At 64.8% G+C, this 20,474-nt stretch carries 18 protein-coding genes; 6 read left to right on the top strand and 12 right to left on the bottom strand.

What is annotated here, in order from left to right; genetic code table 11:
* Positions 1 to 2 precede the first annotated feature (2 nt).
* From CKW37_RS12335 to CKW37_RS12315, 6 genes are all read left to right on the top strand, one after another.
* Positions 3 to 1,214 carry an acyl-CoA dehydrogenase family protein gene (locus tag CKW37_RS12335; RefSeq protein ID WP_095155958.1) on the top strand — a complete coding sequence of 404 codons (1,212 nt, stop codon included), beginning with the start codon at positions 3 to 5 and terminating at the stop codon, positions 1,212 to 1,214.
* Positions 1,211 to 1,609 (top strand): MFS transporter, encoded by a 399-nt coding sequence (locus CKW37_RS33230; RefSeq protein WP_256587742.1) that lies wholly within the window; start codon positions 1,211 to 1,213, stop codon positions 1,607 to 1,609. Before CKW37_RS12335 ends, CKW37_RS33230 begins: the two co-directional genes overlap by 4 nt.
* Before the next feature lie 11 nt (positions 1,610 to 1,620).
* Positions 1,621 to 2,388 carry an MFS transporter gene (locus tag CKW37_RS12330; RefSeq protein WP_256587741.1) on the top strand — a complete coding sequence of 256 codons (768 nt, stop codon included), beginning with the start codon at positions 1,621 to 1,623 and terminating at the stop codon, positions 2,386 to 2,388.
* Entirely contained in the window at positions 2,372 to 3,430 is a 1,059-nt protein-coding gene (locus tag CKW37_RS12325; protein ID WP_095155957.1) for a glucuronyl hydrolase, read from the top strand. The genes CKW37_RS12330 and CKW37_RS12325 overlap by 17 nt, the downstream gene beginning before the upstream one ends.
* Before the next feature lie 142 nt (positions 3,431 to 3,572).
* On the top strand, positions 3,573 to 4,586 hold the full coding sequence (locus tag CKW37_RS12320; protein WP_095155956.1) for an extracellular solute-binding protein: 1,014 nt from the start codon (positions 3,573 to 3,575) through the stop codon (positions 4,584 to 4,586).
* Positions 4,586 to 6,151: an iron ABC transporter permease gene (locus CKW37_RS12315; RefSeq protein WP_095155955.1), complete on the top strand. Its 1,566-nt coding sequence runs from the start codon at positions 4,586 to 4,588 to the stop codon at positions 6,149 to 6,151. The genes CKW37_RS12320 and CKW37_RS12315 overlap by 1 nt, the downstream gene beginning before the upstream one ends.
* Here the strand turns inward: CKW37_RS12315 and CKW37_RS12310 are convergent, their stop codons facing one another.
* The 12 genes from CKW37_RS12310 to CKW37_RS12255 form a co-directional block, all read right to left on the bottom strand.
* Positions 6,152 to 8,086, bottom strand: a complete 1,935-nt coding sequence (locus tag CKW37_RS12310) for a methyl-accepting chemotaxis protein (RefSeq protein WP_095155954.1) — start codon at positions 8,084 to 8,086, stop codon at positions 6,152 to 6,154.
* Positions 8,087 to 8,228: 142 nt separating this feature from the next.
* A complete protein-coding gene (locus CKW37_RS12305) occupies positions 8,229 to 9,521 on the bottom strand; it encodes an adenylosuccinate synthase (protein WP_095155953.1) in 1,293 nt (430 codons plus the stop codon).
* Between the two features lie 56 nt (positions 9,522 to 9,577).
* The gene (locus tag CKW37_RS12300; RefSeq protein WP_095155952.1) at positions 9,578 to 10,765 is read right to left on the bottom strand and encodes an ATP phosphoribosyltransferase regulatory subunit; all 1,188 of its coding nucleotides are present in this window, start codon (positions 10,763 to 10,765) and stop codon (positions 9,578 to 9,580) included.
* A 277-nt stretch (positions 10,766 to 11,042) separates the two neighbouring features.
* A complete protein-coding gene (gene hflC / locus CKW37_RS12295) occupies positions 11,043 to 11,912 on the bottom strand; it encodes a protease modulator HflC (protein WP_095155951.1) in 870 nt (289 codons plus the stop codon).
* A complete protein-coding gene (gene hflK, locus CKW37_RS12290; protein WP_095155950.1) occupies positions 11,912 to 13,084 on the bottom strand; it encodes an FtsH protease activity modulator HflK in 1,173 nt (390 codons plus the stop codon). The genes hflC and hflK overlap by 1 nt, the downstream gene beginning before the upstream one ends.
* 96 nt (positions 13,085 to 13,180) lie before the next feature.
* Positions 13,181 to 14,482 (bottom strand): ribosome rescue GTPase HflX, encoded by a 1,302-nt coding sequence (hflX, locus tag CKW37_RS12285; RefSeq protein WP_095155949.1) that lies wholly within the window; start codon positions 14,480 to 14,482, stop codon positions 13,181 to 13,183.
* A 12-nt stretch (positions 14,483 to 14,494) separates the two neighbouring features.
* Positions 14,495 to 14,755, bottom strand: coding sequence for an RNA chaperone Hfq (gene hfq, locus CKW37_RS12280; protein ID WP_065758756.1), 261 nt, complete (start codon positions 14,753 to 14,755; stop codon positions 14,495 to 14,497).
* Positions 14,756 to 14,849: 94 nt separating this feature from the next.
* The gene (gene miaA, locus CKW37_RS12275; protein ID WP_095155948.1) at positions 14,850 to 15,824 is read right to left on the bottom strand and encodes a tRNA (adenosine(37)-N6)-dimethylallyltransferase MiaA; all 975 of its coding nucleotides are present in this window, start codon (positions 15,822 to 15,824) and stop codon (positions 14,850 to 14,852) included.
* A 1-nt stretch (position 15,825) separates the two neighbouring features.
* Positions 15,826 to 17,721 carry a DNA mismatch repair endonuclease MutL gene (gene mutL / locus CKW37_RS12270; protein ID WP_095155947.1) on the bottom strand — a complete coding sequence of 632 codons (1,896 nt, stop codon included), beginning with the start codon at positions 17,719 to 17,721 and terminating at the stop codon, positions 15,826 to 15,828.
* Positions 17,718 to 19,148, bottom strand: coding sequence for an N-acetylmuramoyl-L-alanine amidase (locus tag CKW37_RS12265; protein WP_218241266.1), 1,431 nt, complete (start codon positions 19,146 to 19,148; stop codon positions 17,718 to 17,720). The genes mutL and CKW37_RS12265 overlap by 4 nt, the downstream gene beginning before the upstream one ends.
* 2 nt (positions 19,149 to 19,150) lie before the next feature.
* Positions 19,151 to 19,621: a tRNA (adenosine(37)-N6)-threonylcarbamoyltransferase complex ATPase subunit type 1 TsaE gene (tsaE, locus tag CKW37_RS12260; RefSeq protein ID WP_095155945.1), complete on the bottom strand. Its 471-nt coding sequence runs from the start codon at positions 19,619 to 19,621 to the stop codon at positions 19,151 to 19,153.
* Entirely contained in the window at positions 19,609 to 20,469 is an 861-nt protein-coding gene (locus CKW37_RS12255; RefSeq protein WP_095155944.1) for an NAD(P)H-hydrate dehydratase, read from the bottom strand. The genes tsaE and CKW37_RS12255 overlap by 13 nt, the downstream gene beginning before the upstream one ends.
* Positions 20,470 to 20,474: the final 5 nt, after the last annotated feature.

The following is a 20,474-nucleotide window of genomic DNA, read 5'->3' as shown; positions in this document are numbered from 1 at the left end:
CCATGACCACTGCATCCCCTGAAACAACACCGCTGGCGCAACGGGTACGGCACTTCGTCGAGCAGCACATCCTGCCGCGCGAGCTGGAACTGGGCGCCTGCGACCAGGCGGCCGGCGCGCTGGCCGCCGAGCTGCAGGCCAAGGCGCAAGCCGCCGGCGTGTTCGGCAACTTCTACCCGTTCGCCCTCGGCGGCCGGGTGGTGAGCCTGGTGGAGTACCTGACGGTCGCCACCGAGGAAGGCCGCAGCGAGTTCGCCCCGGCGATCCTCGGCTGCGACGCCACCCTCGACGCCTGGATGCTGGACCGCCACGCCAATCCCGAGCTGCGCGAACGCTTCCTGATGCCGCTGGTACGCGGCGAGCAGGTGCCGTGCTACGCCATGTCCGAACCCGACAGCATCGGCTCGATTCCCGCGACCATCACCAGCCGCGCCGACTGGCACGGCGATCACTGGCGCCTGAACGGCCGCAAGTGGTTCATCTGCCGCGCCGAACGGGCCGACTTCGCCACCGTGATCGCCCGCACCGGCGACGGCCCGACAGGCGAAGCGTTATCGATGCTGGTGGTCCCGAGCGACAGCCCCGGCTTCCAGTTCGTCCGCCCGCTAGCCCTGCTGGGTCGTCAACAGGGCCAGGGCGAGCTGCGCTTTGACGAGGTGCGCGTTACCGCGAATCAGGTGCTCGGCACGCCCGGCCAGGGCATCGCCCTGATGCAGCGCCGCCTCGGGCTCGGCCGCCTGTTGCGCGCCGCCCACTGGCTGGGCCTGGCGCAGCGCTGCTTCGACGACCTCTGCGCCAGGGTGCATTCGCCGCGCGGACATCTGGCGCGGCTGGCCGACAAGCAACTGCTGCGGGGGCGGGTCTATCAGGTGTACCGCGACATCGCCAGCGCCCGCGCCTTGCTGCAGGATGCGGCGGCCAAGTTCGACCAGGGCCAGGCCAACAGCATCGAGGTCAACCTGGCCAAGCTGGCGGCGTCGGAAGCGCTGTCCGGCGCGGTGGACTCGGCGATGCAGGTCATGGGCGCCGAAGGCCTGAGCGAGCTGTCGCCGCTGTCGGGCATCTACCGGCACGCCCGCACCACGCACATCCTCGACGGCACCGACGACGCGCTCATCAGCACCCTCGGCCGCGACCTGCTGGCGGCCACGGCCCCCGGCAAGCCGTTCGACAGCCGCTGCCCGTCACTGCACCTGGACAAGGGAACGCCATGAAACGCCATGCCGCCCTTGCCGCTCTGCTGACCTGCGCCATGGGCCTGCCGATGATGGTGTTCTATGCCCTCGGCGTGCTCGGTCCGCAACTCATCGCCGACCTGCATATCGACCGCGAACACCTCGGCTGGCTGACCACCAGCGCCTTCGGCCTGGCGGCCTTGCTGTCGCCCTGGGCCGGGGCGCTGGTGCAGCGCATCGGCTCGCGCAGCGGGCTGCTGGCGCTGTTCCTGCTGGTGGCGCTGTCGTTCAGCCTGATGGCGGTGCTGCCCGGCTTCATCGGTGTGGTCATCGCCCTGCTGTTCTGCGGCGTGGCGCAGGCACTGGCCAACCCGGCGACCAACCAGGCCATCGCGCAGCCAGGGATGCGCCGCGCGCGGCACTGGTCGGGCTGAAGCAGGCGGGGGTGCAATTGTCCGCGCTGATCGCCGGGCTGGTCTTGCCGGTGTTGAGCGCCGCGATCGGCTGGCGCCTGGCGCTGGCCTGCTGGGTGCCACTGGCGTTGTTGCTGGCGGTGCTGGTGCCGGGCCGCATCGCGGCGCCGGCGGCGGGGCCGCGACCTCCGCTGCGCCTGACGGCGCCGAATGGCTGGCTGCTGCGGCTGATGGGTATCCAGGGCTGCGCGGGATTGTGCCTGTCCGCGTTCATCACCTTCTTCGGCGTGTACGCCAGCAGCCTGGGCGTCGGCGCCGCCACCATCGGCCTAATGGTCAGCGGATTCGGCCTGATGGGCATTCTCTCCCGCCTGTTGCTGACCCCGCTGGGCGCGAGCCTCAAGGACGAAACCGTGCTGCTTGGCGGGCTGTTCCTTGTCGGCTTCGGCACCGTGCTGGTCATGCAATACGCCGCCGCCGATCGCCACTGGCCATTGTGGTTCGCCGTGGTCGGCATGGGCCTGAGCCTGGTGGCGAGCAACGCCGTGGCCATGAGCATGCTGCTGCGCGAACCGCGCTTCGGTGGCGCAGCCAGCAGCGCCGGCATGCTGTCGCTGGGCTTCTTCGGCGGCATCGCCGTCGGGCCACCGCTGTTCGGCGTGCTGTTGCGCCAGCCGGGTGGTTTCTCTGCCGCCTGGACCTTACTCATCTTTGCCCTGTGTCTCGGCGCCGCGCTGTGCCGAAACCTATACCGCGCCCGTCGCTCAGAAGAGGCTCATCCCCATGCCGACACAGCGTAAACGCCAGGCGGTGGTCCACGCCCTGTTCAAGCAGCTCGACAGTATTTCCCGCCAGTGCGGCGAGCAATTCCCCCTGTACCGCCTGCCGCGGGACCGGCAATGGAAGCTGTCGCGGCGAGGCTCGTGGCTCGGCGGTTTCTGGGCGGCGCTGTGGTGGCGCCGCGCAGCGTTCACTGAACTCAGCGAAGACCTCGACCAGGCGGTGTTCTGGTCGCGCCAACTGGGTGCGCAACTGGACGAACCCAGTCTGAATCGCAGTTTCGTGTTCTGGTACGGCGCCGCCCTCGGTGGTCGCCTTGCCCAGGACGAACCGGCACGGGAGCTGGCCTTGCGTGCCGCTGACGCCCTGGCCCGGGATTTTCGCCCGGATATCGGCGGCTGGCCGCTGGGCCCCGGCATGGGCGGCGGCGACAACGGCCACGCAACCCTCAATATCGACGCCCTGGCTCCGACGCTGGCGCTGATGCACTTGCAGCCCGATGCGCACAAGCGCGACATGGCGCGCAGCCATCTGGACCTGTGCCTGCGCACCCTGCGCGGCGCCGACGGTGCCTGGGCCAGCCACGCCCGGCTCGATGAACACGGCCAGTTCCAGCCGGGCCCTGCGGGTGATTGGGCTCGCGGCCAGGCATGGGCCATGCTCGGCCTGGCCGAGGCGGTCGGCTTGTATGGCGGCGAGTACGCCGCGCCCGCCCGCGAGGCTTGCGCCTACTGGCTGAGCCGCTGGGGCGAAGCGGCCAGCCGGGGCACCCTGGTCGCGCGCAATGCCGACCCGTGCGCGGTGGCCATCGCGTCGGTGGCGCTGCTGCGCCTGTGGCAGTGCCTGCCGGGCATGAACGACTGGCGCGACCTGGCCTGTCAGCAGATCGCCGCGTTGCTGTCGAGCGAGGTCCAGCAGGGATGCTTCGTCGGGCACTACTACCGCACCGGCACCGAGCAGGAGCAATTGGTGGAATCGGCCTGCGCAACCTTCTTTCTGGTCGAGGCACTGATGACCCAGGATCAGGTCCTGGCTGTTCAGGGCGGGATCGCCGGCTGGTAGCCGGTCCCGCACCCAACTGGCCGCAGCCGGCGTCAAGCCATCCGATAGTCAGCTTATGAATTTCCCGTCATCCGGCCACTTGAGAAACAATTTCGTTTACCATTGTTTCCAAATATGTAGCCGTAAGCGAGGAACCACCCGCATGACGATTCGCCGTAACCCGATGCTGCGCGGCCTGGCCGTTTCCCTTCTCGGCCTGGTGCTCGCAGCGCCGGCCGCCATGGCCGCCGATCCTGTGACCCTGACGCTGTACAACGGCCAGCACAAGGAAATCGGTGACGCCATCGCCAAGGCCTACGAGGCCAAGACCGGCATTCACATCAAGATCCGCAAAGGCAGCAGCAACCAGTTGGCCAGTCAGGTCATCGAGGAAGGCGACCGCTCGCCGGCCGACGTGATCTACACCGAAGAGTCGCCGCCGCTGAACAACCTCGGCGAGCTGGGCCTGCTGGCCAAAATCGATGATTCGACCCTGGAGATGCTGCCCAAGGACTTCGTCGCCAGCAACGGCAGCTGGATGGGCGTCACCGCGCGCACCCGCGTGGTCGCGTTCAACCCGAAGAAGATCGATGAGAAAGACCTGCCGCAATCAGTAATGGACTTCGCCGATCCCGAGTGGGACGGCAAGATCGGCTTCGTGCCCACCAGCGGCGCGTTCCAGGAACAGGCCGTGGCCATCCTGAAAATCCACGGCCGCGAAGCCGCTGAAGAATGGCTGACCGGCCTGAAAGCCTTCGGCAAGACCTACACCAACAACATGGTCGCGCTCAAAGCCGTGGAAAACGGTGAAGTCGCCGCCGTGCTGGTGAACAACTATTACTGGTACGCGCTGAAGAAAGAACGCGGCCAGCTCGACTCCAAGCTGTACTACCTGGCGGACGGCGACGTCGGCGGCCTGATGACCATCTCCGGCGCCGCCGCGGTGAAGGCCAGCAAGCATCCGAAAGAAGCCCAGGCCCTGCTCGCCTGGATGGCCAGCGAAGAAGGCCAGCGCGTCATCACCCAGACCACCGCCGAGTACCCGCTGCACAAGGGCATGGTCTCCGACCAGGGCCTGAAGCCGTTCGAAGACCTGCGTCCGCCGAAGATCACCCCGGCCGACCTGGGTAACGCCGAGGAAGCGCTGGAACTCGAACGCGAAGTCGGCCTGCTCTGATGAGCGCTGCCCTGCCCGTTCAGCTCGACACCGGTTTCGTTCCCCGCCGCAAGCGGCCCTCGATCTGGGTGGTGCTGCCGGTCCTGCTGCTGGTGGGGCTGAGCCTGCTGCCACTGCTCTACGTCGCCCTGAAAACCTGGCAGGCCGGCTGGCACGAAGCGCTGCGCCTGATCTGGCGGCCCTTCGTCTGGGGCCTGATGCGCAACACCCTGCTGCTGATGGTCGGGGTCACGGTCACCTGCGCGGTGGTCGGCCTGTCCCTGGCCTGGTTGCTGGAGCGCAGCGATTTGCCGGGCCGGCGTCTGTGGGGCGTGATCCTGTGCCTGCCGTTCGCCGTGCCGTCGTTCGTCAGCGGTTTCACCTGGGTGTCGTTGAGCCCGATCTATGAAGGGCTGGGCGGGGCGATTCTGGTGATGAGCCTGTCCAAATACCCGCTGATCTTCCTGCCGGTGGCCGCGACCCTGCGCAACCTCGACACCTCGCTGGAAGAGTCGGCGCGGACCATGGGCTGCAACCGCTGGGCGGTGTTCTGGCGCGTCACCCTGCCGCTGCTGTGGCCGTCGATCCTCGGCGGTAGCCTGCTGATCGCCCTGCACATGTTGGTGGAGTTCGGCGCGCTGTCGATTCTCGGCCTGCAGACCTTCACCACGGCGATCTACCAGCAGTTCGAACTGGAATTCAGCAACGCCAACGCGGCGATGCTCTCCGCGGTGCTGCTGTTCATGTGCCTGTTGATGCTCTGGCTGGAACTGCGCGTGCGCGGCAAGGCCCGCCATGTGCGGATCGGCCAGGGCGTGGCGCGACGCGGTGCGCCGGTTCGCCTGCGCGGCTGGATGCCGCTGGGCCAGGTGTATTGCCTGGGCCTGGCGATTCTCGGCAGCGGCATTCCGCTGGGGATGCTGGCGTACTGGCTGAGTGTCGGCTCGTCGGCGGCCTTCCCGGTGGCGGACATCAGCCGCGCGCTGCTGTCATCGCTGTCGCTGTCGCTGGGCGGCGCGGGCGTGAGCCTGCTGCTGGCGTTGCCGGTGAGTTTTCTGGTGGTGCGCTACAAAGGTCGCCTGGCGATCTGGGCCGAGCGCCTGCCGTACCTGTTGCATGCCCTGCCGGGGTTGGTGATTGCGCTGACGCTGGTGTACTTCGCCCTGCACTATGTGCCGGCGATGTACCAGACCACCGGCCTGTTGCTGCTGGCCTACGCGCTGCTGTTCCTGCCCCTCGCGCAAGCGCCGGTGCGCACCGCGCTAACCAAGGCCGCGCCGCAATTGGAAGAAGCGGCGCGGACGCTGGGGGCGACCCCGTTCACGGCGTTCTGCCGGGTGACCTTGCCGATCATCTTCCCGGCATTGGCCGCGGCCTTCGCCCTGGTGTTCCTCGACGCCATGAAGGAGCTGACGGCTACCTTGCTGCTCAGCCCGACCGGCATGACTACCCTGGCCACCGAAGTCTGGGCGCACACCGCCAACGTCGAGTTCGCCGCAGCAGCGCCGTATGCGGCGCTGCTGATCCTGGTGTCCGGGTTGCCGGTGTACCTGCTGACCACCCGGATGTACCTGAACCGCGCCTGATCAGGCGCGGAACTGGCCCAGGCTGGCTTTGAGCTGGGCCGCCAGGTCGTCGAGCACCTTGCTGCTGGCGGTGGTCTGCATGACCACCTGGGCTGCCCGTTCGGCCTGCGCATGGATGTTCTCCACCCGTCCGCGAACCGCTTGCGCGCCTTGGGCCTGCTGCTCGGCAGCGCGGGTCGCGAGGCCGATGGCCGCATGCACCTGCTCCACCGACGCCTGCACCGACTGCTGCAAACGAGCGTTGTCACGCAATACCAGCAAGCCTTCGCTGGCCTGACGCCCCGCCTGGCTGATCGCCGCCACCGCTTCCTTCGCGCCCTGTTGCAGCGCGCCGATATGGGCCTGGATGTCGCCGGTGGAACTCTGGGTCTTGCTCGCCAGCGCCCGCACCTCGTCCGCCACCACGGCAAAGCCGCGACCGGTCTCGCCCGCCCGTGCCGCCTCGATTGCGGCGTTGAGCGCCAGCAGGTTGGTCTGCTCGGCAATCCCGTGGATCACCGTCAGCACCACCTCGATCTGCTCGCTCTGCTCGGCCAGACGCACGATCACCTTGGAACCGGTGTCCACCTGCCCGGCCAGCGCCTCGATCAGCTTGGCGACCTGCGCCGAAGTGCGGCTGTTCTCGTCGGTGGCCTGGCGAATATCCACCACCTGCTGCAACGCAGCCTGCATGGCCTTGCTTTCGGCCTGGGCTTCATCGGCCATGCTCGACAGCGCGCGCAGGCTTTCGGCCACTTCATCACGCTGCGCCGCCGCGGCCGAATCGGCACCGGCGTTCTGCTGGGCCATGGCGCCGATCTCGACCCCGGTGCGCTGGGCCACTTCGCCGGCCTCGCGAACGATGGGCTGCAACTTGTCGACGAAGCGGTTCACCGCCGCCGCCATGTCGCCGATCTCGTCGCGGCTGTCGATGGCTACGCGCTTGGTCAGGTCGCCTTCGCCGGCCGCCAGATCGTCCAGCGCGGCAATCAGCAGGCGCAGCTTGTTCACCACCCGACGGCCCAACACCACCGCCACCACCAGCAACACGCCGCAGCCGACCAGGGCCAGGCCCAGGCCGATGCGCCAGCGCAGGGTTTCTGCGGCGCCTTGAACGCTTTGCGAGGTGTTGGCGGCCATCTGCGCGGCGCTGCCCTGCGCCGTCTCCAGCCGGCTGCGCAGCGCTTTGGTACTGTCGGCGGCGGCGCTGGTCAGGCTGTCGCCCACCAACTGGTCACCGCTGGCGATCAGCGCCGAGAAACGTTTGTCGAGGGCTTGCAGTTCGGCATCCACCGACGCGGTCGACACGCCCATCAAGACCTTGCCGATCTCGACGCCATTGGGGCTGATCGAGGCTTCGACGAAGTACACCGACGGGTCGTTGCGGGCGGCTTCCAGCACTTTGTCCAGCGCGCGCTCGCCCTTGCCCTTGTCGAGCAGGGCCTGGTTGATGGGGTTCTGACGGTTCAGGTAGCGGGTGAGGTGTTCGCCCTGGGCATCGTTGTACACCACGAACAGCACGTTGGGGTTGCGCTGGGCGCGCCGGGCAAACTCCGACAGGGTCGGCACATCGGCGTCCCACACCGCGCGGGGCGCCACCGAGGCGAGCAGTTCGGCCATGTCATTGGCCGAGTCCTTGAGGTTCTTCTCCAGGGTGGCGCGCAATTGCGCCTGTTCTTCCTCCAGACGCGACGACAAACCGGCGGTCAGGCGCTGACGGGTGCTTTCGGACAGATTGCTCAGCCCGGAACTGACCTCCTTCGCCGCTTGATCCAGCTCGGTGGTGAGCTTCTGGCTATCGGTGCCCAAACGATTGCCCAGATCGGCTTCCAATGCGGTGACGGTACTGCGGGTCAACACCACAGCGACCACCACTTGCACCAAAAGAGCGATACCAAGCGCAACAAAGACAGGCCGCAAAAGGCGGCTTCGTAACAATGAGATGACGGCAGACACAGTAAATCCCTCTGCTTTTCGGAGCCATTACAGTGATGGCATCCCTGAAGGCATTTTCACAGCAAAGGTTGTGCCGCAGCAGAAGGCAAAAACGCCAAAGGCCCCTCTAGAGGGGCCTTTGGTGGTTACAGCATGACCGAGATCAGGCGAACGGATGACGCAGAACGATGGTTTCGTTGCGGTCAGGGCCGGTGGAGATGATGTCGATCGGCGCGCCGACCAGCTCTTCCACACGCTTGATGTAGGCACGGGCGTTGGCCGGCAGCTCTTCCAGGGTCTTGGCACCCAGGGTCGACTCGCTCCAGCCCGGCATTTCTTCGTACACCGGCTCCAGGCCGATGTAGCTGTCGGCGTCGGTCGGTGCGTCGAGGACTGCGCCGTTTTCGTTCTTGTAACCCACGCAGATGCGGATGGTGTCCAGACCGTCGAGCACGTCCAGCTTGGTCAGGCACAGGCCCGAGATGCTGTTGACGTCGATGGCGCGACGCAGGATGACGGCGTCGAACCAGCCGCAACGACGAGCGCGACCCGTGGTGGCGCCGAACTCGTGGCCACGCTTGGCCAGGAAGGCACCGACTTCGTCGAACAGTTCAGTCGGGAACGGGCCCGAACCGACGCGAGTGGTGTAGGCCTTGGTGATACCGAGGATGTAGTCCAGGTACATCGGGCCAACGCCAGAACCGGTGGCGATGCCGCCCGCGGTGGTGTTGGAGCTGGTGACGTACGGGTAGGTACCGTGGTCGATGTCCAGCAGCGAACCCTGGGCGCCTTCGAACATGATGTCCTTGCCGGCACGGCGCAGAGCGTGCAGCTCGGCGGTGACGTCGAGCATCATCGGCTTCAGTTGCTCGGCGTAGGCCATGCACTCGTCCAGAGTTTTCTGGAAGTCGATGGCCGGCTCTTTGTAGTAATTGACCAGCTGGAAGTTGTGATAGTCCAGCAGCTCACCCAGCTTGGCGGCGAAACGCTCGCGGTGGAACAGGTCACCGACGCGCAGGCCGCGACGAGCGACCTTGTCTTCGTAGGCCGGGCCAATGCCGCGACCGGTGGTGCCGATCTTGGCTTCGCCACGGGCTTTCTCGCGCGCCTGGTCCAGGGCAACGTGGTAGGAGAGGATCAGCGGGCAAGCCGGGCTGATGCGCAGGCGGTCACGTACCGGGACGCCTTTCTCTTCCAGTTTGATGATTTCCCGCATCAGTGCGTCGGGAGCAACCACCACGCCGTTGCCGATCAGGCACTGCACGCCTTCGCGCAGGACGCCCGACGGGATCAGGTGCAACACGGTTTTCTCACCGTCGATCACCAGCGTGTGACCGGCGTTGTGGCCACCTTGGTAACGCACTACGGCGGCGGCATGTTCGGTCAGCAGATCAACGATCTTGCCTTTGCCCTCATCACCCCATTGGGTGCCCAGGACTACGACATTCTTACCCATAACACTTGTCCTCATTCGCGCAAACTTGGCGCCGACCACGGGGTCGGCGGCTAATCTCAGATGGCCAGTGGCAGTACTTGCCAGGCCCCGTTTTGCAGAATCAATTGCCGATCGCAGTCCGCCTCGATGGCGGCAGCCAGTGGCTGGCCAGGCAGAGCCTGCACAACCCGCTGACCGTCACTGCGCAACTGGCAGACCAACTGCCACAGAGCCGCGTCGCTGCTGTCGGGCATCCAGATCCCGCCAGTGGGCAACACGACCTCTGCCCGCCCCAGTGTGACCAGGGTCTTCAAATCCGTGGAGAAACCGGTGGCCGGACGTGCCCGGCCAAAGTCAGCTCCGATATCGTCGTAGCGACCGCCCTGGGCGATCGACTGACCGACACCCGGCACGAACGCCGCGAACACTACACCGGTGTGGTAGTGGTAGCCGCGCAGCTCGCCCAGGTCGAAATACAGTGGCAAATCCGGGTACCGCGCCGTCAGACGGTCGGCGATCGCCAGCAGGTCATCCAGTGCCGCCAGTACCGCAGCCGGTGCACGGCCGAGACGAACGCGGGCCGCTTCCAGCACTTCACGACCGCCGCACAGCTCGGTCAGCGAACGCAGCATGCCGGCCAGGTCCGCCGGCAGGTTGGCAGTCAGCGTGATCACTTCGTCGACGGCCTTGCGTTGCAGGGCATCGAACAACTGCTGCTCGACATCACCCGACAGGCCGGCCGCACGGGCCAGGCTGCGGTAGATACCGACGTGGCCCAGGTCCATATGGACATCCGGTACGTCGGCCAGTTGCAGCATGGCCAGCATCAGGCTGATGACTTCGACGTCACTGACCGGGCTGGCATCGCCGTACAGTTCGGCACCCAACTGGATCGGGCTGCGCGAGGACGACAGTGCACGGGGCTTGGCGTGCAGCACGCTGCCGGCGTAGCACAGGCGGCTCGGGCCTTCGCGGCGCAGGGTGTGCGCATCGATGCGCGCCACCTGCGGCGTGATGTCGGCCCTGAAGCCCATCTGCCGGCCCGACTGTGGGTCGATAACCTTGAAGGTACGCAGGTCCAGGTCCTGACCGGCACCGGTGAGCAGCGATTCCAGGTACTCGATATGCGGAGTCACGACAAATTCGTAACCCCAGCTCTGGAACAGATCCAACACCTGGCGACGCGCGATTTCGATGCGCGTCGCTTCAGGTGGCAGTACTTCTTCGATGCCATCTGGCAGCAGCCAGCGGTCTACCGTTGCCATTACGCCATTTCCCCTGTGGTCCGGGCGGCCTGCCTGCGGGCGAGCCTTGAGTGAAGCAGGTGCCGGCAAATAATGTCGGGCAGCGCTGATTCCAGCGTTACCGCAGTGCCGATACCCTCGTAAATCCTGGGCTGCGCCGCGAATCAAGACCGCCAGGCGGTCATTCGATCTTGCAGACGCAAAAAAGCCGGGAATTTCCCGGCTGCCGCATCATACACCCGTTTTCTTGCAGTATCACCCCGCCAGACGTATTAGCCGCCCGACGGGGTGATCTGTTTCAAGGCTTGGCCTTTTCCATGAAGCGGAAGAACTCGCTGCTCGGATCAAGAACCAGCACATCGCTCTTGTTGGCGAAGCTCTCACGGTAGGCTTTCAGGCTACGGTAGAACGCGTAGAAGTCCTGATCCTGGCCATAGGCCTTGGAGTAGATCGCCGCCGCTTGGGCATCACCATCACCGCGGGCCTCTTCCGACTCGCGATAGGCTTCAGCCAGCAGTACCCGACGCTGACGATCGGCGTCGGCACGAATGCCTTCAGCCAGCTCGTTACCTTTGGCGCGGTGCTCACGAGCCTCACGCTCACGCTCGGTGCTCATACGCTCGAACACGCTGCGGTTCACTTCCTTCGGCAGGTCGATGGCCTTGACGCGAACGTCGACCACTTCGATGCCCAGCTCCTTTTCCGCCATGCGGTTCAGCGAGCCAGTGATATCCGCCATCAGCGCGTCACGCTCACCCGACACCACTTCGTGCAGGGTGCGCTTGCCGAACTGGTCGCGCAAACCGCTTTCCAGACGACGGGACAAACGCTCGTCAGCAATCTGCTTCATGCCGGAGGTCGCGGTGTAGAAACGCTCTGCGTCCTTCACCCGCCACTTGGCGTAAGCATCGACCATGACCGCCTTCTTCTCCAGGGTCAGGAACCGCTGGGTCGGAGCGTCAAGGGTCATCAGGCGGGCGTCGAACTTGCGCACCTGGTTGACGTAAGGAACTTTGACATGCAGGCCAGGCTGAACATCGGCCTGGACCACACGACCGAATTGCAGCAGTACCGCGCGTTCGGTCTGGGACACGATATAGAAGCTGTTCCAGGCCACGATGGCCAGCACGACGCCAACGATCAGGGCGATCAGCGATTTATTGCTCATCAGCGGCTCTCCCTAGAACGCAGTTGCTGCTGTTGCTGTTGCAGATCGGAAGCGGCACGGCTGGCTGCATCGTTGGCCGACGAGGTCGGTACGCTGCTGGCCGGTGCGGCATTGCGGCTGCCTTCGACCATCTTGTCCAGCGGCAGGTAAAGCAGGTTGCTCTGCCCGTCCTTGCCCGAAACCAGCACTTTGCTGGTGTTGCTGTAGACCTCTTGCATCGTATCGAGGTACAGACGCTGACGAGTGACTTCCGGCGCCTTGCGGTACTCGGTCACCAGTTTGGTGAAGCGATCGGCCTCACCCTTGGCGCGCGAGACGACTTCGTCGCGGTAACCATTGGCGTCTTCGATGATGCGCTGCGCCTGACCACGGGCTTCCGGCACCACGCCATTGGCGTAGGACTCGGCCTGGTTGCGGGCACGCTGCTCGTCTTCACGGGCACGGATCACGTCATCGAAGGCTTCCTGCACTTCACGCGGGGCTGCCGCGCTCTGTACGTTGACCTGGGTAACGGTGATACCGGTACGGTAGGTGTCGAGGAAGCGTTGCAGACGCTCCTTGATCTCGACGGCCATCTGCTCGCGACCTTCGGTCAGCACCTTGTCCATGGCCGTGGAGCCGACCACGTGACGCAGGGCACTGTCGGTCGCGTGTTGCAGGCTGACTTCAGGCTGATCGACGTTCAGGACGAAGTCCTGCAGGTTGCTGATCTTGTACTGCACGCTCAGCGGCACTTCGACGATGTTTTCGTCTTCGGTCAGCATCTGGCCCTGCTTGGTATAGGCACGCTCACGCGTGACGTTTTCCATGTACTTGCGATCGATTGGCGGGAAATAGATGTTCAGGCCCGGACCTACGGTCTCGTAGTACTTGCCGAAACGCAGAACGACTGCCTGCTCCTGCTCGTCGACCACATAGACCGCGCTGTACAGCCAGATAGCAGCCAGCACAGCGAGTCCGACACCAAGCAGACCAAAGCCGCCGCCTTTGGGGAGGCCATCGCCACCACCACGTTTCTTGCCACTGCCGAACATGCCGTTCAGGCTATCCTGCAGCTTGCGGAAGGCCTCGTCGAGATCCGGTGGCCCTTTCTTGTCGCCGCCACCACCGCCGCGGCGTCCACCCCAAGGATCTTGATTGTTCGAGTTGCCACCCGGCTCATTCCAAGCCATAGCGCTCTCCATCTGATAAAGCAAAGACGCGCCAACGGCGCGCCGTCCAATGCTACAGAATGCCTGTCACGGCTGCCTGACAGCGTCATCAGGCTTTTATTGCAAAGTGTGTTGTTCGATGAAGTCGACGGGCTCAAGCCCCGCGCGTGACACCAGACGATTGAGGTCGGCCCGTGGCAAGCGCACTGCCAGAAGGCTGCTGCCTTCATCGTCGTGTTCTTCGTTCTGCACCGCACCCGCTGCGAAGAACTGCGCACGCAAACGCGCGAAACGCTGTTCAAGACGCAAGGTACCCACAAACAGGTCATCCCCCAGCAACTCGGCAATCGCCTGCCCCACCAGCTCAAGACCACGGCCTTCTCGGGCCGAGACCCAGACCCGCTCGGGCTTGCCATCAGCATTGCGTTGAATGTTCGGCTCAACGCCTTCGAGCAGATCGAGTTTGTTATACACCTCGAGTATCGGCAAGCCTTCAGCACCGATCTCGCCCAGCACCGCCATGACCTGTTCGATCTGGGCCATGCGCTCAGGCTCATGGGCATCGATCACGTGCAGCAACAGGTCGGAGTTGCTCGACTCTTCGAGCGTAGCTCGAAAAGCCTCGACCAGCTTGTGCGGCAGGTGACGAATGAAGCCCACGGTGTCCGCCAGCACGATCGGCCCGATATCACCCAGCTCCAGTCGGCGCAGGGTCGGGTCGAGTGTGGCGAAGAGCTGGTCGGCCGCGTAGACCTCGGACTCGGTCAGGGCGTTGAACAGGGTCGATTTGCCGGCGTTGGTATAACCCACCAGTGAAACCGAAGGCACCTCGGCGCGTTTGCGACCGCGGCGCGCCTGCTCTCGCTGGCTGCGGACCTTTTCCAGACGGGCCTTGATCTGCCGCAGACGCACACGCAGCAAGCGGCGGTCGGTTTCCAGCTGGGTTTCACCCGGGCCGCGCAGACCAATACCGCCTTTCTGCCGCTCAAGGTGAGTCCAGCCGCGAACCAGTCGCGTGCTCATGTGTTCAAGCTGCGCCAGCTCCACCTGCAGCTTGCCCTCGTGAGTACGGGCGCGCTGGGCGAAGATGTCGAGGATCAGGCCGGTGCGGTCAAGCACGCGGCACTCGAAAACGCGCTCGAGGTTGCGTTCCTGACTTGGGGTGAGGGTGTGATTGAAGATCACCAGGTCGGCCTCTTCAGCCTTGACCAGGTCGCGCAACTCCTCGACCTTGCCGCTGCCAATCAGAAACTTGGCAGTAGGCTGGTGCCGCCCCACATTGGCGAGCGCAACAATATCGGCGCCAGCCGACAAGGCCAGCTCCTGGAACTCCTGCGGGTCTTCGCGCGCCTCAGGGCTCTGACCTTCCAGATGAACGAGAACGGCTCGTTCACCACCACCGTGGCGCTCAAAGAACAAAGCGAACTCCTATCAGGCGTTACCTGGCTCAGCATCGCCATGTTCGGCGTCAGCTGCGCTAGGCAGGCGAATCGGACGAACCGGAACAACGGTCGAGATCGCGTGCTTGTAAACCATCTGGCTGACGGTGTTTTTCAGCAGGATCACGAACTGGTCGAAGGACTCGATGGTCCCTTGCAGCTTGATGCCGTTGACCAGATAGATCGAAACCCCGACTTTTTCTTTTCTCAAAGTATTCAAGTAAGGGTCTTGTAGCGAATGCCCTTTTGACATATGCCGCACTCCTGTAAGGATCAATAGTAAAAAAACAAGAAAACTGATGGCTAAAGCCGCCCCACCCCCAAGGATAGACGGCAATCGCTGGGATTCAGCCCAATATGGAGACCGACCCGAGGTATTTCAAGGTGCGAGACAGATTGTCGCAGGCCAGACTATCCAGCCAGTGAAGATCAGCCCAACTGCGCAACCAGGTAAATTGCCGCTTCGCCAATTGGCGGGTGGCAATGATGCCGCGCTCCTGCATTTCAACTGAAGTCAGCTTGCCATCAAGATGATCCCAGACCTGACGATACCCAACTGCCCGTATAGACGGCAGTCCCGCGTGCAAGTCACTTCTAGCGCGCAGCAATCGGACCTCGTCAATGAAGCCCTGTTCCAGCATTTGCGTGAATCGTAGCGCAATTCGCTCATGCAGAACCTGTCGATTCTGCGGGGCGATAGCCAAGCTGGCGACAGTATAGGGCAATTGCCCCTGCCCAGAAGCGCCTGGGCCATTACTTTGCTCAGCTTGACGCAAACGATGTGAAGTCATCGTGAAACCACTCACCCGATAGACCTCCAACGCCCGGATCAGACGCTGCGGATCGTTCGGGTGAATGCGCGCCGCCGACACCGGATCGACCGCCGCCAGCTCATCGTGCAACGCCTGCCAACCGTGCTGCTGGGCCTGCGCTTCGAGTTCGGCGCGAACCTGAGGATCGGCGGGCGGCATATCCGCCAGCCCTTCGAGCAATGCCTTGTAATAGAGCATCGTGCCGCCAACTAGCAACGGAATGTTGCCGCGGGCAGTGATTTCGGCCATGGCTTGCAGGGCATCGCGGCGAAAATCAGCGGCGGAATAGCTTTCGGCGGGGTCGAGGATGTCGATCAGGCGGTGTGGATGGGCCGCAAGCACGTCCTTCGACGGCTTGGCCGTGCCGATATCCATGCCGCGATAGATCAGCGCCGAATCGACACTGATCAACTCGCACGGCAGTACTTTGGTGAGTTCGATGGCCAGGTCGGTCTTGCCCGCAGCGGTCGGGCCCATCAGAAAAATCGCCGGAGGGAGAGAACCCGCCATATCAACGACCGCGCAAGAACAGTTTGTCCAGATCGTCCAGCCCCATTTGGGTCCAGGTCGGTCGGCCATGGTTGCATTGGCCGCTGCGCTCGGTGTTTTCCATGTCGCGCAGCAGGCCGTTCATTTCTGGCAAGGCCAGGCGCCGGTTGGCGCGCACGGCGCCGTGGCAGGCCATGGTGCCGAGCAGCTCGTTGAGGTGCGCCTGGATCCGGTCGCTGGTGCCGTATTCCATGAGGTCGGCCAGCACATCCTGCACCAGTCGATTGGCCTCGGCCTGCTTGAGCAGCGCCGGAATCTGCCGGATCGCAATGCTCTCCGGGCCCAGACGTTGCAACTCGAAGCCCAGGCGCTGGAACCACTGCGCGTGTTCCTCGGCGCAGTCGGCCTCACGCTGACTCATGGCCAGGGATTCCGGAACCAGCAGCGGTTGGCCGCTCAGGCCTTCGCTGGCCATGGCCACTTTCAGCCGCTCGTACATGATCCGCTCGTGGGCGGCGTGCATGTCCACCAGCACCAGGCCGTGGGCGTTTTCCGCGAGGATATAGATGCCTTTCAACTGCGCCAGCGCATAGCCCAGCGGCGGAATATCACGCTCGCCTTCCGGCAGCGGCGCGGGCTCGGCATTCGGCAGTGGCGAGAAAAACTCCCGGTAGACCTCACGCGTCTCGCCAACCGGCAGCGCGGCGCTCGGGCGCGGGGTGTAGTTGTACTGGTAACCCGCACCAGCGCCCGAGCCCGCCGGGCTCGCCGAAGGCGAGGCAACCGGCTGTTCAAGCACGCTGGCGGACAGGCGCATCTCGCCCTGAGGTCCGAATTCCCCGGCTTGCTGACCCGTTGGCCGGATGATTTCCGTGGTCGCCGCTGGCGCCGCTACCTGATCGTCCGGACGTACATCCGCAAGCGCCCGGTGCAGGGTTCCATACAGGAAGTCGTGGACCATGCGCCCGTCACGGAAGCGTACTTCGTGCTTGGTCGGGTGGACGTTGACATCGACACCCGTCGGGTCGAGCTCCAGGAACAGCACGAACGTCGGGTGCCGGCCATTGAACAACACGTCACGGTAGGCCTGACGCACAGCGTGGGCGACCAGCTTGTCGCGCACCGCACGACCGTTGACGAAGAAGTACTGCAGATCAGCCTGACTGCGGGAGAAGGTCGGCAATCCGACCCAGCCCCAGAGCCGCAGGCCGTTGCGGTCGATCTCGATCGGCAGCGCCTGTTCGAGGAAACCCGGTCCGCAGATCGCGCCGACCCGCCGCGCCTTGGCGATATCGTCCGGCGCTTCGTGCAGGCTGAGGATGCTCTTGCCGTTGTGGCGCAAGTGGAAACCGACATCGAAGCGTGCCAGCGCGAGGCGCCGGATCACTTCCTGCAGGTGATCGAATTCGGTCTTTTCGGTTTTGAGGAATTTGCGCCGCGCCGGGGTATTGAAGAACAGGTCGCGGACTTCGACCGAGGTCCCCACCGGATGTGCCGCCGGCTGCACGCGCGGCGCCATGTCACGGCCTTCGGTTTCAACCTGCCAGGCCTGCTCGGCGTCACGGGTGCGCGAGGTCAGGGTCAGGCGGGCCACCGAGCTGATCGACGCCAGTGCCTCACCCCGAAAGCCCAGGCTCATCACCCGCTCCAGGTCTTCGAGGTCGCGAATCTTGCTGGTGGCGTGCCGGGCCAGAGCCAGCGGCAGGTCATCGGAGGCAATACCGCTGCCATCGTCGCGCACCCGCAGCAACTTCACGCCGCCCTGCTCGACTTCGACGTCGATGCGCCGCGCGCCGGAGTCCAGGCTGTTTTCCAGCAATTCCTTGATGACCGAGGCCGGACGCTCGACAACCTCGCCGGCGGCGATCTGGTTGGCAAGACGAGGGCTGAGCAGTTCGATACGCGCACTGCTGGTCATGGCTGGGCTGCCAGGGTGGTCGCCGGAACATCCAGATTCTGACCGACTTTCAGCTCGTCAGTCTTGAGGCTGTTGGTGCTGCGCAGGCTGGCCACGCTGACCTGATAGCGCACCGCGATCATGGCCAACGTCTCGCCCGGACGCACCACGTGCTCACGCGGGCCCTGGGCGATCTTGCCGCTATCACGCAGCCAGGCGATGTAAGTGCCCGGCGGCGGATTCTGCTGGAAGAACTGCTTCACACCACCGTGGATCGAACGCGCCAGTGACTGCTGATGGCTCGGCGTCGCCAGCTTGGCGGCTTCGTTGGCGTTGGAGATGAACCCGGTTTCCACGAGGATCGACGGGATGTCCGGCGACTTCAGCACCATGAAGCCCGCCTGCTCGACCCGGCGCTTGTGCAGCGAGGTCACCCGGCCGATGTTGCCCAGGACTTTCTGCCCGACGTTCAGGCTGGAACTCAGCGAGGCGGTCATCGACAGGTCCAGCAGCACACCCGCGAGCATGCGGTCCTTGTCGTCGAGGCTGACGTTGCCGGCACCACCGATCAGGTCGGAACGGTTTTCACTGTCCGCCAGCCAGCGCGCGGTCTCGGACGTGGCGCCGCGATCAGACAGGGCGAACACCGAGGCACCGAAGGCCGCCGTGGACGGCGCGGCGTCGGCGTGGATGGAAATGAACAGGTCGGCGCCTTTCTTGCGGGCGATCTCGGTGCGCTTGCGCAGCGGGATGAAATAGTCACCGGTGCGGGTCAGCTCAGCGCGGAAACCCTTCTCGGTATTGATCTGGCGCTGCAATTCCTTGGCGATCTGCAGGACGATGTCTTTCTCGTGCTGACCGCGCGAACCCGAGGCACCGGGGTCTTCACCGCCGTGACCGGCGTCGATGGCAATGACGATGTCGCGCTTGCCGTTAGGCACCGGCGGCAGCGTGATCGCGGGTTGCGTAGGCGTCACCGGCACCACCGGAGTGGTCGCGGTGGTAGCGGCCGGCGTCGGCGGTTGGGCCGCAGCGTCGGCTTCCTGGTCGTACAGGTCGACCACCAGGCGGTTGCCGTACTGGGCGTTGGGCGCCAGGGTGAAGCTTTTCGGGGTGACGGTCTTGCTCAGGTCAATCACGACGCGCAGGTCGGTAGGCGTACGCTGCGCCGAGCGCACGCTGGTGATTGGCGTGTTGGAGGTGGAAACCGAGAGTGGCGCGGCCAGGGTGGCGCCGTTGATGTCGATGACCAGCCGATCAGGCGCGGTCAGGGTGAAGACGCTGTGCTGCACCGGGCCAGACAGATCGAAGACCAGTCGCGTGTTGTCCGGCGCCCGCCACAGACGCACGCTCTTGACCTGTGTGACCGCGAAAGCGTCAACGGTCACTGCCGTAAGCAGCAGTCCTACGACGGCAACCAGTGCGCGAAAGCGCATACCTTTCCCCATTTCTATTTGAATTCCAAGGCCAAAGCGGCACACCAGGCTTCACCGCGAGCACCTTGCGGCGCCAGGTTCAACGAACGACCGCCCGCCTGGGGGCTTATGGTAATGGTCAGGTCCGGCTTTGGCAAAATGCCGGCACCTTTGTCCGGCCACTCGAACAGGCACAGCGCATCGCCTTCGAAATAATCGCGGATCCCCATGAATTCCAGCTCCTCCGGGTCGACCAGACGGTAAAGGTCGAAGTGGAAGGCGCGGATCTCACCAATCTCGTACGGTTCTACCACCGTAAATGTAGGACTTTTCACAGCTCCGGTGTGCCCGAGCCCGCGAATGATGCCCCGCGACAGGGTCGTCTTGCCCGCGCCGAGGTCACCTTCGAGAAAAATCACGCCGTTGCCGTGGGTCACTTGGGCGATACGAGCGCCGAAGTCGACCATGGCCTGCTCGTCGGCCAAAAACAGGGTTACGCCTGACACGCTGAATGCTCCTCCAACAACTCTCGAATAGACGGCACCAGATCATGTGCCGCCAGCCCCCGCCCCTGGCTACCCAGGCGTTCTCCCGCGCAGGCATGCAGCCAGACGGCAAGACAGGCCGCGTCCCAGGCCGGCATGTCCTGGGCGAGCAAGGCGCCCAGCACACCGCTGAGCACATCGCCCAGACCTGCACCGGCCATGGCCGGATGGCCGCGCTTGCACAGGGCAAGCCGCCCGTGCGGGTCAGCGACCAGGCTGCCTGAGCCCTTAAGCACGCAAACGGCGGCGTATTTTCGCGCCAGCTTGCGCGCCGCACCCGGGCGGTCGGCCTGCACCGCCTCGGTGGAAATCCCCAACAGCCGCGCGGCCTCGCCAGGGTGCGGCGTAATGATGCTGCCCGCTGGCAACGCCATCGGCGCCACGGCCAGCAGGTTCAATGCATCGGCATCCCAAACTTGCCGCAGACCCGAACTGGCCACCGCCGACAGCAGGCTCCGGCCCCACGCCGCTTGCCCCAGCCCAGGTCCGACCACCAGAACCGACGCCCGTTCGATCGGCGCCATCAACTGATTGGCCGAACTCACGCCCATGCTCATGACCTCAGGCAACCGCGCCAGGGCCGCCGGCAGATGCTCGACGCGGCTGGCCAGCGACACCAGCCCGGCGCCGCAGCGCAATGCCGCCTCTGCACTGAGCAAAACCGCGCCCCCAGTGCCACGATCACCGCCGATCACCAGCACATGGCCGAACTGTCCTTTATGGGCGGTCGCAGCGCGCGCGGGCAGGCCCGCCACGGTGTCGCGGGAGAGCACAACTGGCTCGTTTGCAGGGTGTTTGGTCTGAGGCATGCGTC

This window comes from Pseudomonas sp. Irchel 3E13 (genome assembly GCF_900187455.1).
Classification (GTDB): Bacteria; Pseudomonadota; Gammaproteobacteria; order Pseudomonadales; family Pseudomonadaceae; genus Aquipseudomonas.
Note: the sequence above shows the minus strand (reverse complement) of the source record. Positions and strands in the feature narration are given on the sequence as shown.